Raw genomic sequence first — 14,391 nt, 5'->3', positions numbered from 1 at the left:
GGCGGGGCTTCCTGGGGTGTTGCCGCCGGCGGTGTGGCGGTGACCGCTTCCGGGGCCGGCTCGGCCGGGGCCGCGGGGGCCATCCGCGGAGGCTGGTCCGGCATCGGCGGAGTGGCCGCGTGCCGCACACCCGGGAGCCGCTGGTTGAGGATCTCGAACACCTTGTCCAGGGCCAGTCGCTTGGGCCCCTCCAGCTCGTAGTCCTCCGCGAGGTCGCCGCCGAGGAGCCGGCTCACCAGGTCCGTCTGCGCCTGGATCAGCCGGAGTTGGTCCTCGCGCATGCTGTTCATCACCAGCGCGGTGTCCTCGGGGTGCTGGGCGAGGTGCAGCGCCCAGGCCCGTACGCCGCCCTGCTGGAGGTGGTGCTGGTAGAAGTCGATCTTCTCGGCCTCGTAGCGCTGCAACTCCAGCTGATGCTCGCTGTGCAGCATGGCCTGGTCGTGCCGCCACCGTTCCTGTTCGAGCGTCAGCTCCTGCTGCTGCCGGCCGTACTCGAGCGCGCGAGCCACGGTCAGCTCGTCCTGCCGGCGGGCGCGCTGGTCCAGCACCTCGTCGATCTCCATGCCGCGCCGCTCGGTGAGCATCCGCTCGGTGGCGCTGTGGTTGATCGCCTGCAGCCGCAGCTGGTGGTCGATGTTCTCCTGGTCCCGGCGCAGTCGTACGGTCCAGGAGACCGCGAGGCCGGCGGCGGCGCCCAGCGGGCCCTGTCCGGCCACGGCCGCCAGGACCGCTTGCTCGGCGGCGGCGCTCTCGGCGATGGAGTGGCGGCGCGTCACCGGGCGGGCCGCCTGCTCCAGTTCGCCCAGCAGCAGTCGCGGCACGTCCCGGTGGCCGCCGGCCACGAAGCGCGCGGGGTCGGCGACCTGCCAGGAGAGGTCGACGAGGACCGCGAACAGGAAGGCGTCGTTGTCGCTGGGCAGCGAGAACTCGGCCTGGACGGGGTGGATGCCCATGTCGACCTCGTAGACCGCGGAGTAGCGCTTGGACGCGCTCTCCGCGCGGGTCGGCCGCATCGGCGGGAGGAAAGTGTCGTACGAGCCCTTGGCGGTCGAGAAGACCAGCGCGTGGTCGATGCGGGTCTGCACCTTGCGGGTGAACTCGAACCGGGACAGCTGCCGGACGGTGATCACCGGGTCGATCAGCTCGGTGTGGCGGTCGGCTGCTTGCTCCCACTCGGGCATACGGCGGAAGTCGGCCATGGCGCGGGTCTCCTTGGCGGTGCTCGGTCGGACGGGTCAGCTCAGTGGGGCGAGGGAGGGCAGTACGGTCCGCAGCCGGCTCGCGGCGCTCGGGGGCGGAGTGCCGTCCTCGCCGGGGAGGGTGCGCAGCAGGTGGTCCAGGCGCTGGTGCTCGGCCGCGGAGGTGACGAGCGTGGGCAGCAGCGCGGCGAGCGCCCACTCGGTGCCAGGGTCCCGGTCCGCGATCCACACCCAGGTGCCCAGCTCCTTGAGCGCATGCCGGGTGTGGTCGCGGTCGGCCAGCGCGGCCCGCCACAGCGTGCCGATGTGCTGGGCGGTCGAGGGCTGCTCGTCGGCGGTGCGGGCGTACCAGCCGAGGACCAGCGGGCAGCCGTACGGCTCGTCCTGCTCGGTCGGCCGGCAGGCGCGGAGGAATCCGCCGAGGGCGAGGGCGCGTACCGGAGGATCGTGTTCCAGGGTCTTGAGCAGTTCCGCGAGGACCTGGTCGCCGGTGGCGGAGAGCAGCAGCAGTTCGACGGAGGCGGCGGCCTCGTCGAGCAGGGTCCGGTCAGGTTCCCGGTCCCCCTCCGTGTGCTGCCTGCGGACGATCTCGCGCAGTGCGGCGAGCGTCTCCGCGGGGCGGTCCGAGCCGATCAGCCCGTGGGCGCGGACCGCCACCCAGCACAGGTCGGCGTCTCCCTCTCGGCACCAGCCGTCGAGGATGCGCGGGATGTTGGGGATGTCGAGGAGATGGGCGAGGGCGAGCGCGTTCACGGCCACCTGGCGGCGCCGGTAGCGCTTGGAGGTGGCCCACTCCTCGATGACCAGGGCCATGGCCGACGGCAGGTCGGTGTAGGCGAGGACCGCGGCGGTCGAGGCCGCCCGGGTACGGACCAGGGGGCGGCCGTCGTCCGCGAGCTGCTGGAGCCAGCGGACCAGCGCGGGCCGGGCCGACGGGTGGCCGGTCCACACCTCGCGCAGCAGTACGAGAGCCACCCGCTCGTCCTGGTAGGCGGCCTTGAGCTGGGTGACCGGGCCCCACTCGGTCTGCTCCAGCTCGCGGTACGAGTGGGCGCGGGCGAGCTGGAGGCGCTTGCGGATGTGGGTGCCGAAGACCGGGACGCCTGGCGGGCGAGTGGCGTCGTCGGTGTGCTGCAGCAGGGCGTACAGCAGGTCGCTCAGCTCGGCGGTGAGCGCGTACGGGCCGCCGTCGAAGGCGGCCAGCGCGACGAGGAACGCCTTCTCGCGCAGGTGCACGGAGCTGTCAGTGGCCTCGAACCACTCCTGGACCTGGCGTTCGAGCGCGGCCAGTGAGAAGCCCGCGATCCGGGACTCGTCGGTGTGGCCGTCGGCGAACCTCGCCAGCTCCTCCGCGTACTGGGCGGTCTCGCGCAACTGGTGCTCGCGGTCCAGGAACTCCCTGACCTCGGGCCGGGCGATGAGCCGCGCCGTGCGCTCGGGCCCGACCAGGGTGCGCAGTCTGGACTCCAGTACGAGGGCGGCGGTCGGCGGCCGCCACTCACGGCGGGCGATGCCCTCCAGCGCGGCGTCCGGTTCGACGGTGATCACCAGGCAGCCGCCCTCGGCGAGGCGGTCCCGGGCGGCCAGCAGATGGGTGTCGGCCAGCGGCCGGTCCCGGCGGAGCAGCGGATCGCGCAGGACGTATCCCCTCGGCCCCTCCTGCTCGCCGGCGCTGTCGAGCCGCCCGGCCAGGCTTTCGGGGGAGACATCCCGGTCGAGCGCGTGGACGGAGGCGACCCGCAGGGCGCGGAGCAGCATGAGCGCGGCGGTGCCGCGGCCGGAGTGCCGCGGGCCGGAGAGGACCAGCACCCGCTCGGTGCGCAACCGCTCCACCAGCGCCTCGAAGTTGGTGCCCGTGTCGACGAAGAGTTCGGCGATCCGGTCCAGCCGTTCCCGGGGGATCTCGCCGGAGGTGGCGGTCGCCGGACCGCCGAACTGGTAGTAGATCTCCGTCTTGCTGCCCGTGATCACGTCGCCGGCCACCGTGCCGGCGCTGACCCCGTGGTTGTCGCCGCCGATCAGGCCGCCGCCGGTCCGGAGGCCGGAGCCGAACCGCATGGTCCGGGGAGCGTGGTCCGCGAGCTCCCGGCGGGCGGCCCACGCCTCCTGCGGCTTGTCGGGCTGCTCCTCGGCCGCCGGTTCCTGGGCGTCGGCGGCTTCGGCCGGCTTCTCCGGGTCACCCTCGGCCGGTGCGGGCTGCTGGGGGCCGCCGGGCGCGGCGGACTCCGGGGTCATCGCCGTCCGCCCTGGCCGCAGGTGCCACCCCCGAAGTGGATGTCCCCGGTGACACTGCCGGTGGAGACCCCGTGGTTGTCCCCCGCGATGAACCCTCCGTCGACGCGGACCTCGGCTCCCCGGAGGTCGACGGCCGGACGCGGGGGAGCGGGGGGCACCTCAGGGGTGCCGACCGAGCCGGACGACTCGGCCGCCCCCGCCGGTCCGGCCGTACCCGGCGACCCGGCTGCCCCATTCGGCCCGGCCGTACCTGCCGATGCGTCCGCCCCCGCCGATCCGGCGGGCCCCCGCGACCCGGCGGAAGCGGCCTCGCCCGACCGCCGGACCGGCTCCGCCCCGGGCCCAGGCCCGTACAGCCATGCGCTCAGTGGTCCGTTCTTGCTGGCCACCGCGGTGCGGCGGAAGCGCTCAGGGGGGATTCCGGGGTGTCCGTGCTGCACGATCCCCTGGTGGATCGGCTCGGACACGCACAGCGCGAAGTCCTGGTCACTGCTCCGGAGCAGCTCGCGCAGTTCCTCGGCGTCCAGCAGTCGGCAGGCGTGGTTGAGGTCGGAGCCCACCCAGCCGCCCTGGGCGTCCACGGCGACATAGCCGCTGGCCAGCACCGCGCGCAGACGGATCTGGGCGCTGGTGGAGGCCAGCCGGTTCACCATGCCCAGCTCTACCGGGGTCTGCGTCAGCAGGGCACGCAGCAGGGCTGCCACTGAGGCGTTCGCGTCGATCAGCTCGATGACGGAGTCACCGCGGTCCGCCCGCTGCCGCCGGGTCTCCTCGATACCGGCGGCCTCCAGGACACCATCGGCGATGTCGTAGAGCATGCGGCGCAGATACGCCTGTTCGACGTCGTCGCGGTCGCTGTACCGCTCGATGTCGAAGAGCAGGATGGTGCGGCTCACAGGGTCGGCCATGGTCGCCTCTCGGTGGTGGGTGGGTGAGGCCGAGCGTGGCGCAGTCCGGCGGCGTGCCGTGAGGTCGTATGACGCAGTGGAAGTGTGACCGTGTGCACAGAAGGCGGGCCGGGGCAGCGGTCCGGGCCGACCGTTGACGCTCGCCCGCGGCCGCGCCGAGGGGTCCGACCATCGGGATCACCCGACGTACGAGGCAGAGGCCCGACCGCCCGGGACCTCGGCGTACGACCCACAGGCCCCCCGCCCGGGACCTCGGCGTACGCGACCGGGCGGGGGATCAGGCCGCCGGGAATCGCCCCACGGCGTACGCGACCAGACGAGGGCCCAGCGACCACCGGCGGGCCCCGACCGACGAAGGCAGGCAGCCGCGCACCCCAGGCCAGCCGGCACGTACGGATCGCCGCGCGCCGTGGATCAGGCAGCGCGTACGGACCGCCGCGCGCCGTAGGCCAGTCGGCGCGTACGGGCCGCCGCGGACCGAGCGGGCCGCCCGGCACGTACCGGCCGCCGCGACCGCGGTCAGGCCGCGCCGCGGGCCACCTGGCGGAGTACCTCCGGGCGCAGGATCACCAGTTCCCGGCGGCCGGTCGCCACCGCCTTGCGGTCGCGCAGCTCCTTGAGCAGCCGCTGGACCATCTCCCGGGAGGCACCCACCGAGCCGGCGAGCTCCTGCTTGCTCAGCGGCACGGCGACCTCGATGCCCTCCTCGGTGCGCCGGCCATGCGTTCTGGCCAGGTCCAGGAGCAGGACGGCGAAGCGCTCCCGGACCGTGAGCGAGGCGGATTCCAGCCGCATGCGGTCGGCGGCCCGCATCCGGCCGCTGGTGAGGGCGAGCAGTTGGAGCGAGGTGTTCGGGAAGCGGGTGAGGAACTCGTGGAAGCGTCCGTGTTCGAGCGCGACGGCCCGGACCGGCTCCAGCGCGGTGACGGTGGCGGCCCGCGGGTTCCCGGTCAGGGCCGAGGACTCGCCGATGATGTCGCCGGGGCCGCGCAGGGCCAGCAGCGCCTCGTAGCCGTTGGGGGCGGCGGCGGTCACCTTGGTCCAGCCGTGGATCAGCAGCAGCACATGGGTGGAGGGCTCGTGCTGGTGGATGAGGGTGGCCCGGGAATCGAAGGTGAGTGGACGCCCCAGGGCCAGCAGTGCCGAACGTTCGTCCCGCTCCAGCCTGGCGAGGAACGGAACCCGGTCGCCGAGGCCGCCCTCGACGGCAGTACCTGTGGATCTCACGTGGACGCCCCCTCGTCTCTGTTCGATGCATGCTCAAATTACTCAACCACCATGCACACGGAAGGTGAATCGGTGACTCCGGACCGCGATCGGGTCCTGGCGGAAGGAAACCTTGGTGGAGTCCTGACAAGTCCGGCGTGTCGGGTCCTCTGCATTTGTTTTGACCTCACTCGGTGAGGTAGGTACGCTCAGACCTTGTGCCTGGGGTGTGCCCGGGTTCTCGCGTATGCGCACTCCCGTTCGGCTCTGGCCGGATGGGGCCCGCTGGTTCTCGGCGGAAGTGCCCGACGCGGGACCACGAGGCCGAACACCCGACCCGATCGCACCTTCCGTACTTCGGGAGGCGTGTGGGGTCGGCGACACACCCGACCGCGTGGGTCGGAGAAACCCCAGGTTAGCTTTACTGAGACTGGCACACAGAAACCGGAGAAACGGTGCCTACGATCCAGCAGCTGGTCCGCAAGGGCCGGCAGGACAAGGTCGAGAAGAACAAGACGCCCGCACTGGAGGGTTCGCCCCAGCGCCGCGGCGTCTGCACGCGTGTTTTCACGACCACCCCGAAGAAGCCGAACTCGGCCCTGCGTAAGGTCGCGCGTGTGCGTCTGACCAGCGGCATCGAGGTCACCGCTTACATTCCGGGTGAGGGCCACAACCTGCAGGAGCACTCCATCGTGCTCGTGCGTGGCGGTCGTGTGAAGGACCTGCCGGGTGTTCGCTACAAGATCATCCGTGGTTCCCTCGACACGCAGGGCGTCAAGAACCGCAAGCAGGCTCGCAGCCGCTACGGCGCCAAGAAGGAGAAGTAAGAATGCCTCGTAAGGGCCCCGCCCCGAAGCGCCCGGTCATCATCGACCCGGTCTACAACTCTCCTCTTGTCACCTCGCTGATCAACAAGATCCTGCTGAACGGCAAGCGGTCCACCGCTGAGCGCATCGTGTACGGCGCCATGGAGGGCCTGCGCGAGAAGACCGGCAACGACCCGGTCATCACGCTCAAGCGCGCGCTGGAGAACGTCAAGCCGGCGCTCGAGGTCAAGTCCCGCCGTGTCGGTGGCGCCACCTACCAGGTGCCGGTCGAGGTCAAGCCCGGCCGCGCCTCCACCCTCGCGCTGCGCTGGCTGGTCGGTTACTCCCGCGCCCGTCGCGAGAAGACCATGACCGAGCGTCTGATGAACGAGCTGCTGGACGCCAGCAACGGTCTGGGCGCCTCCGTCAAGCGTCGCGAGGACACCCACAAGATGGCCGAGTCCAACAAGGCCTTCGCGCACTACCGCTGGTAGTCGCTACCCCATCGAGAACCGAGAGAAGACTGAAGCCTTATGGCTACCACTTCACTTGACCTGGCCAAGGTCCGCAACATCGGGATCATGGCCCACATCGACGCGGGCAAGACGACCACCACCGAGCGGATCCTGTTCTACACCGGTGTCTCGTACAAGATCGGTGAAGTCCACGATGGCGCCGCCACCATGGACTGGATGGAGCAGGAGCAGGAGCGCGGCATCACGATCACGTCGGCCGCGACGACCTGTCACTGGCCGCTTGAGGACGTCGATCACACCATCAACATCATCGACACCCCGGGACACGTGGACTTCACCGTCGAGGTGGAGCGTTCGCTGCGCGTCCTCGACGGTGCCGTCACGGTGTTCGACGGTGTCGCTGGTGTCGAGCCCCAGTCCGAGACCGTGTGGCGTCAGGCGGACCGCTACGGCGTGCCGCGCATCTGCTTCGTCAACAAGCTGGACCGCACCGGTGCGGAGTTCCACCGCTGCGTCGACATGATCGTCGACCGGCTCGGTGCCACCCCGCTCGTGATGCAGCTGCCGATCGGCGCCGAGGCGGACTTCCGCGGCGTCGTCGACCTGGTCCGCATGAAGGCCCTGGTGTGGTCCGCTGAGGCCACCAAGGGTGAGATGTACGACATCGTCGACATCCCGGACACCCACGTCGAGGCCGCTGAGGAGTGGCGCGCCAAGCTGGTCGAGGGCGTCGCCGAGAACGACGAAGAGATGATGGAGCTCTTCCTGGACGGCACCGAGCCGACCGAGGAGCAGCTGTACGCGGCCATCCGCCGCATCACCATCAACTCCGGCAAGGCGGAGAACACCACCGTCACCCCGGTGTTCTGCGGCACCGCGTTCAAGAACAAGGGCGTGCAGCCCCTGCTCGACGCGGTCGTGCGCTACCTGCCGTCGCCGCTCGACGTCGAGGCGATCGAGGGCCACTCGGTCAGCAACCCGGACGAGGTCGTCAAGCGCAAGCCGTCCGAGGACGAGCCGCTGGCGGCGCTGGCGTTCAAGATCATGAGCGACCCGCACCTCGGCAAGCTCACCTTCGTCCGCGTGTACTCCGGACGCCTGGAGACCGGCACTCAGGTGCAGAACTCGGTCAAGGGCAAGAAGGAGCGCATCGGCAAGATCTACCGGATGCACGCGAACAAGCGTGAGGAGATCGACAGCGTGGTTGCCGGCGACATCGTCGCCGTCATGGGTCTGAAGCAGACCACCACCGGCGAGACCCTCTGCGACGCGGCCAACCCGGTGATCCTGGAGTCGATGGACTTCCCGGCCCCGGTCATCGAGGTCGCCATCGAGCCGAAGTCCAAGGGCGACCAGGAGAAGCTGGGTGTCGCCATCCAGCGCCTGGCCGAGGAGGACCCGTCCTTCCGCGTCAAGACCGACGAGGACACCGGGCAGACGATCATCGCCGGCATGGGTGAGCTTCACCTGGACGTGCTGGTGGACCGTATGCGCCGCGAGTTCAAGGTCGAGGCGAACGTCGGTAAGCCGCAGGTGGCCTACCGCGAGACCCTGCGCAAGGCGGTCGAGCGTCTCGACTACACCCACAAGAAGCAGACTGGTGGTTCCGGCCAGTTCGCCAAGGTGCAGATCGCGATCGAGCCGCTCGAGGGCGATGGCTACGAGTTCGAGAACAAGGTCACCGGTGGCCGTGTCCCGCGGGAGTACATCCCGTCCGTGGACGCTGGTTGCCAGGAGGCCATGGAGTTCGGTGTGCTCGCCGGCTACCCGCTGACGGGTGTCAAGGTCACGCTGCTCGACGGTGCCTACCACGAGGTCGACTCCTCCGAGATGGCCTTCAAGATCGCCGGTTCGATGGCCTTCAAGGAGGCCGCCCGCAAGGCCAGCCCGGCCCTGCTCGAGCCGATGATGAAGGTCGAGGTCACCACGCCCGAGGACTACATGGGCGATGTGATCGGCGACATCAACTCCCGCCGTGGACAGATCCAGTCCATGGAGGACCGCAGTGGTGCCAAGCTGGTCACCGGCCTGGTTCCGCTGTCCGAGATGTTCGGCTACGTCGGAGACCTGCGCAGCAAGACCTCTGGCCGCGCCAGCTACTCCATGCAGTTCGACTCCTACGCCGAGGTTCCGCGGAACGTCGCCGAGGAGATCATCGCGAAGGCCAAGGGCGAGTAACACTTCGTTGCTCTCCCCCTTAGGCTGGAGCTAAAGGCATCGGGGCATACCGCCGCAGACCACCCCAGGTGGGCTGCGGCGGGGCCCCGGCCGCCGGCCCCCAGATACGAATACGGCGAAGGGCATCCCCCTCGGGGTCCTGGCCGGTTCGGTAAGACCACCTGAACCCATCCGCAAAGTGTGGATGCGTTACAGAACCACTCCACAGGAGGACCCCAGTGGCGAAGGCGAAGTTCGAGCGGACTAAGCCGCACGTCAACATCGGCACCATCGGTCACATCGACCACGGTAAGACGACCCTTACCGCGGCGATCACCAAGGTGCTGCACGACAAGTACCCGGACCTGAACGAGGCCTCGGCGTTCGACCAGATCGACAAGGCTCCTGAGGAGCGCCAGCGCGGTATCACCATCTCCATCGCGCACGTCGAGTACCAGACCGAGTCCCGTCACTACGCGCACGTGGACTGCCCGGGTCACGCGGACTACATCAAGAACATGATCACCGGTGCCGCCCAGATGGACGGCGCCATCCTCGTGGTCGCCGCCACCGACGGCCCGATGCCGCAGACCAAGGAGCACGTGCTCCTGGCCCGCCAGGTCGGCGTTCCGTACATCGTCGTCGCCCTGAACAAGGCCGACATGGTGGACGACGAGGAGATCCTGGAGCTCGTCGAGCTCGAGGTGCGTGAGCTCCTCTCCGAGTACGAGTTCCCGGGCGACGACGTCCCGGTCGTCAAGGTCTCCGCGCTGAAGGCGCTGGAGGGCGACGCCGAGTGGGGCGAGTCGGTCCTCAACCTGATGAACGCCGTCGACGAGGCCATCCCGCAGCCGGAGCGCGACGTCGACAAGCCGTTCCTCATGCCGATCGAGGACGTCTTCACCATCACCGGTCGCGGTACGGTCGTCACCGGCCGTATCGAGCGTGGTGTCCTGAAGGTCAACGAGACCGTTGACATCATCGGCATCAAGCAGGAGAAGACCACCACCACGGTCACCGGCATCGAGATGTTCCGCAAGCTGCTCGACGAGGGCCAGGCCGGTGAGAACGTCGGTCTGCTGCTCCGCGGCATCAAGCGCGAGGACGTCGAGCGCGGCCAGGTCATCATCAAGCCGGGCTCGGTCACCCCGCACACCGAGTTCGAGGCGCAGGCCTACATCCTGTCCAAGGACGAGGGTGGCCGCCACACGCCGTTCTTCAACAACTACCGTCCGCAGTTCTACTTCCGTACCACGGACGTGACGGGCGTTGTGACCCTCCCCGAGGGCACCGAGATGGTCATGCCGGGCGACAACACCGAGATGTCCGTCCAGCTGATCCAGCCGGTCGCCATGGAGGAGGGCCTGAAGTTCGCCATCCGTGAGGGTGGCCGGACCGTCGGCGCCGGCCAGGTCACCAAGATCGTCAAGTGACCTAGCGCTCTTCTGAGCACCAGGACCCGGGCCTCACCGATCGCCTTCGCGGCGGACGGTGGGGCCCGGGTCTTTTGGCGTTTCCGCCGCTGCCGGCGAGGGTTCACCGGTGCGGCCCGTCCGGCCGGGCCTGGGATGGCCGGCCTGCGGCGGCGGTGCCCTGGGCGGGGTGAGCCCGCGCCGTCGGGCGCGGAAAGCGGCCCTTGCCGCCGGGGCTGCCGCGGGGCGCGCGCCCCCGAGCGCGGCCGTTGTCCTGGCCGAGTCGGACCAGCCTCCCATCACCCAGAGTGACCACGATGCGCGCCGCCGAGGTGCGATGGCGGCCTCCGTGCCCAACCGTGGGAGGGAGCGGAAGGGGTGGCGCCATGCCGCGGGCCAGGGACGGCGATGAGGTGGCGATGACCGATCGCGGTACCGGGCCGCCGGTCCCGGTGGGCCGGGGGCCGAGCGCAGACGCCGAGGCGTGGCCCGCGCCGGCCGGGCGGCGGCCGATCCGGCGCGCCGTCCGCCCGATAGTCCTCGCCCGCGGTCCCGCGGGTGCGATGCCGGGATGAGACGGCACCGCGGAAGGGGGACGTTCGCCGCGCTGCGGGTGCCGAACTTCCGGCTGTACTTCGTCGGTCAGTGCGTCAGCCTGGTGGGCACCTGGATGCAGGTGGTGGCCCAGTCCTGGCTGGTGCTCCAGCTGACCGGCTCGGGCACGGTGCTCGGCCTGGTGGTGGCGGCGCAGTTCCTGCCGGTGCTGCTGCTGGGGCCGTACGGGGGGCTGATCGCGGACCGTGCCGACAAGCGCCATCTGCTGATGGCCACCCAGACCACGTTGGCGACCCTGGCCCTGCTGCTGGGGCTGCTGACCGTCACCCACACCGTGCGGCTGTGGATGGTGGTAGTCCTCGCGGTCGCGCTGGGCACCGTCAACGCGGTCGACAATCCGACCCGGCAGTCCTTCGTGCCCGAGGTGGTCGGGGTGGGGCTGCTGCGCGGGGCCGTCAGCCTCAACAGCGTGATCGTCAACACCGCCCGGGCCATCGGGCCGGCGACCGCCGGCATCCTGATCGCCACCGCCGGGGTGGGCGTCTGCTTCCTGGCCAACGCCGCCAGCTTCATCGCGGTGCTGCTCGCCCTGCGGCTGATGCGCACCGAGGAGCTGCATCCGCACCCGGCGCTGCCGAGGGAGCCCGGGCAGCTGGCCGCGGGGCTGCGCTATGTGCGCGGTACCGCGGGCCTGTGGGCGCCGCTGGCCATGATGGCGCTGATCGGCACGCTCGCCTACGAGTTCCAGGTGGTGCTTCCGGTGCTGGCCAGTACCGGTGTGCACGGTGACGCGCGCACCTACGGCTTCATGACCTCCGCCATGGGCTTGGGCGCGGTGGCCGGCGGTCTGGCCATGGCCGCCTACGGCCGGGCCGGGGTCATCCCGCTGATCGGGGCCGCCGCCGCCTTCGCCGCCGCGCTGACGGCGGTGGCCGTGATCCCCTGGCTGCCCGGCGTCCTGGCGGCCCTGGCCTGCGTGGGGGTGGGGAGCACCGTCTTCCTGGCGACCGGGAACACCACCCTCCAACTGGTGGCCGAGCCCTCCTTCCGCGGCCGGGTCATGGCGCTGTGGTCGGTCACCTTCCTGGGCAGTACGCCAGTGGGCGGGCCGATCGTCGGTGCGGTCGCCCAGCACCTCGGCCCCCGGGCCGGTCTGGGCCTGGGCGCGGCAGCCTGCCTGGCCGCGGCCCTGCTCGGCCTGCTCGCCCTGCCCCGGGTCCCCGAGCGGCACCGCTTCCTCGAACCCCGGGCCGCGCCAGGCCCCTCCGCGCCCCCCACCGAGGCCGACCACCCGTGAGCCGGGTGGCCCCGGACGGCTCGGTGAGGCCGCGCCGCGGGGAACGCCGAACGGCCCGGGGACGACGGATCAGGGGCCGGGGTGTCAGTTCTGGCGGGTGGCGTAGTCGAGCGCCCGTGTGCTCAGGGTGCCCTCGACGATGTCGAGGACGTCCAGCAGGGCCTCGGCGATCGCGGCGGGCTTCTCGCCGGCCACGAGACGCCGGCCGACCTCGCTGTAGACCAGCGAGTGGAACCAGCCGATCTGGCCGGCGACCACGCGCGGCATCTGGTCCTGGGGCGCGGCCCCGGTCTCCTCGGCCAGGACCGCGGCGAGGGCGTCGGTCATCTGCCGGCCGAGCTCCTCCAGGCGGGCGGTGAGCGTCGGGGCGGCCAGCATCATCTCGAAGACGGGCCCGAACCCCGGGCTCAGGCCGACCTTCCGGTCATGCTGCCGCAGTTCCTCCCGGAGTCGGCCGAGTACCGCCCGCGCGGCGGACTCGCCGGGCTGCCGGGTGCGCACGATCTCGGCGAGGCGCTGCGGGGACGCCTCGTGCGGTGGCAGGACGAGGTCCTCCTTCGCCTCGAAGTAGTTGTAGAGGGTGTTGACGGAGACCTCCGCCGCCGCCGCGACCTCGGCGATGGTGACCCTGTCGAAACCCCGCGCCACGAACAGGCCGAGGGCCGCCTCGGAGATACGCTGCCGCGTCTGCCGCTTCTTCCGTTCCCGCAGACCTTCCTTCACGACGTTCGCGGCATCAGCGGCACTCGCAGCACTCACGGCATCTCCTTGGGGAGCCACTGGGCGGACACCTGCGCACGGGCGGCCAGGTGGTTCACATAGGCCTCGCGGACCTCGTCCGGGGTGCCGAACCCCGGCTCGTCGGCCAGCCAGGTGTCCGGTACGGCGCCGACGACCCGGCGCAGCAGCCGCGGGGTCACCCGGGGCGCCAGCTCGGCGTCCGCCGCGGCCAGGTCGAGGTCGGGCGAACCCAGGGCGTGGAACCGGAAGTCGTACGCCTTGCCGACCGCGTCCGCCGCGCTCTCCCACCGATGATGGAACACCAGCGACGCGCCGTGGTCGATGAGCCACAACCGGGGCTCGTGGTGGCCGGACGTCGGCCAGGTCATGAGGTTCGAGCTGTGCACCGTGCGGTCCACGTTCGCGGTGAAGGCGTCCAGCCAGAGGATCCTGGCGGACTCCACCGGGTCGGGATCCGGGGCGCCCGGTGCGAAGTCGGCGGCTCCCGGCAGGTAGTCCATGCCGAGGTTGAGTCCCGTGCTGGCGCGCAGCAGGTCCTGCACCTCCTGGTGCGGTTCCCCGGCGGCGACCGAGGGATCGAAGTCCACCAGCACCAGCTCCGGCACCCGCAGTCCGAGGTGCCGGGCCAGCTCGCCCACGATGACCTCGGCGACGAGCGCCTTGCGCCCCTGTGCCGAGCCGGTGAACTGTGCCCAGGTCGTCGGCCTCGACGACGCCGGGGACGGAGCCTCCGCCGCGCAGTGGGGTCACATACCGGACGGCCGTCACCGTGCGCAGCCCGTACGAGGGTCTCTCCACCGGTTCCCGTCTCCCCCCGGCCGTCAGGCCCGCAACCCCAAAACTGAAATGCATTGCAAATATACAGTGGACTATGGTTCTGCGGGACTTCCATGGGAGGGAATGTGTCGATGACGGCGGACGGGCACGATGCGGCGGTGAGGCGGGCCAACGCGGCCCTGGAGACGTACACCCTGTCGGGCGAGGGCTGGCGGCACGGTCCCAGCGAGACCCTGCGGCAGGTCCTCGCCGACCTCATGCGCTGGTGTGCGGACACCCAGCGCGACTTCGACGCCGCCCTGGACGAGGCACGCGCCCGGTATGCCACCCAGAACCCACCCCTCACGGAGCCGCGGACCCACCCGCGATCACGGCCGGGCAGCTAGCGGCGAGGCCGGATCCCGCCGCCGGGGGTGCTGGGACAGCCGCTCAGAGGCTGAAGACCGCTCCGTACCAGCCCCAGCCCACGTCAAGGACCCTGGTGGGCAAGGGGTCCCGGTCCGCCTCGACAGGGTCGCAGGGGTCGGATTCTGGGACGATGACGTGTATTTGTGGCGCTATCACCGAGTTTTCTGCGTCTCTGGGTAATCGCGCCGTAAATATACGGTCCAGAACCCGCCCC

11 protein-coding genes and 1 pseudogene are annotated in these 14,391 nt (G+C 70.7%); 6 read left to right on the top strand and 6 right to left on the bottom strand.

Annotated features, from left to right (window positions below; genetic code table 11):
• The 4 genes from E4099_RS18190 to E4099_RS18175 form a co-directional block, all read right to left on the bottom strand.
• Positions 1-1,199 (bottom strand): hypothetical protein (locus E4099_RS18190; protein WP_209446650.1); only part of this gene is annotated, 1,199 nt, incomplete at its 3' end.
• 36 nt (positions 1,200-1,235) lie between these two features.
• Positions 1,236-3,434, bottom strand: a complete 2,199-nt coding sequence (locus E4099_RS18185; RefSeq protein ID WP_135340140.1) for a hypothetical protein — start codon at positions 3,432-3,434, stop codon at positions 1,236-1,238.
• Complete coding sequence (locus tag E4099_RS18180) at positions 3,431-4,342, bottom strand: hypothetical protein (RefSeq protein ID WP_135340139.1); 912 nt, start codon at positions 4,340-4,342, stop codon at positions 3,431-3,433. Before E4099_RS18180 ends, E4099_RS18185 begins: the two co-directional genes overlap by 4 nt.
• A 519-nt stretch (positions 4,343-4,861) precedes the next feature.
• Positions 4,862-5,569, bottom strand: a complete 708-nt coding sequence (locus E4099_RS18175; protein ID WP_135340138.1) for a Crp/Fnr family transcriptional regulator — start codon at positions 5,567-5,569, stop codon at positions 4,862-4,864.
• 434 nt (positions 5,570-6,003) lie between these two features.
• On the opposite strand from E4099_RS18175, the gene rpsL reads away from it, so the two are divergent.
• From rpsL to E4099_RS18150, 5 genes are all read left to right on the top strand, one after another.
• On the top strand, positions 6,004-6,375 hold the full coding sequence (gene rpsL / locus E4099_RS18170) for a 30S ribosomal protein S12 (RefSeq protein WP_003948652.1): 372 nt from the start codon (positions 6,004-6,006) through the stop codon (positions 6,373-6,375).
• Positions 6,376-6,377: 2 nt separating this feature from the next.
• Entirely contained in the window at positions 6,378-6,848 is a 471-nt protein-coding gene (gene rpsG / locus E4099_RS18165) for a 30S ribosomal protein S7 (RefSeq protein WP_135340137.1), read from the top strand.
• 39 nt (positions 6,849-6,887) lie between these two features.
• On the top strand, positions 6,888-9,008 hold the full coding sequence (fusA, locus tag E4099_RS18160) for an elongation factor G (protein ID WP_135340136.1): 2,121 nt from the start codon (positions 6,888-6,890) through the stop codon (positions 9,006-9,008).
• Positions 9,009-9,226: 218 nt separating this feature from the next.
• On the top strand, positions 9,227-10,420 hold the full coding sequence (tuf, locus tag E4099_RS18155) for an elongation factor Tu (protein ID WP_135340135.1): 1,194 nt from the start codon (positions 9,227-9,229) through the stop codon (positions 10,418-10,420).
• 550 nt (positions 10,421-10,970) lie between these two features.
• Positions 10,971-12,251 carry an MFS transporter gene (locus E4099_RS18150; RefSeq protein ID WP_135340134.1) on the top strand — a complete coding sequence of 427 codons (1,281 nt, stop codon included), beginning with the start codon at positions 10,971-10,973 and terminating at the stop codon, positions 12,249-12,251.
• 84 nt (positions 12,252-12,335) lie between these two features.
• Here E4099_RS18150 and E4099_RS18145 read toward each other — a convergent pair whose 3' ends face one another.
• Positions 12,336-12,974, bottom strand: a complete 639-nt coding sequence (locus E4099_RS18145) for a TetR/AcrR family transcriptional regulator (RefSeq protein ID WP_135340141.1) — start codon at positions 12,972-12,974, stop codon at positions 12,336-12,338.
• A 32-nt stretch (positions 12,975-13,006) separates the two neighbouring features.
• Positions 13,007-13,769 (bottom strand): annotated as a pseudogene (locus E4099_RS18140) (HipA family kinase).
• Positions 13,770-13,927: 158 nt separating this feature from the next.
• Between E4099_RS18140 and E4099_RS18135 the strand changes: the two are divergent.
• Positions 13,928-14,155: a hypothetical protein gene (locus E4099_RS18135; protein WP_245244954.1), complete on the top strand. Its 228-nt coding sequence runs from the start codon at positions 13,928-13,930 to the stop codon at positions 14,153-14,155.
• Positions 14,156-14,391: the final 236 nt, after the last annotated feature.

This window comes from Streptomyces palmae (assembly GCF_004684805.1).
Lineage (GTDB): Bacteria > Actinomycetota > Actinomycetes > Streptomycetales > Streptomycetaceae > Streptomyces > Streptomyces palmae.
The sequence above is the reverse complement of the archived record's forward strand: the minus strand, read 5'-3'. Positions and strand labels throughout refer to the sequence as shown.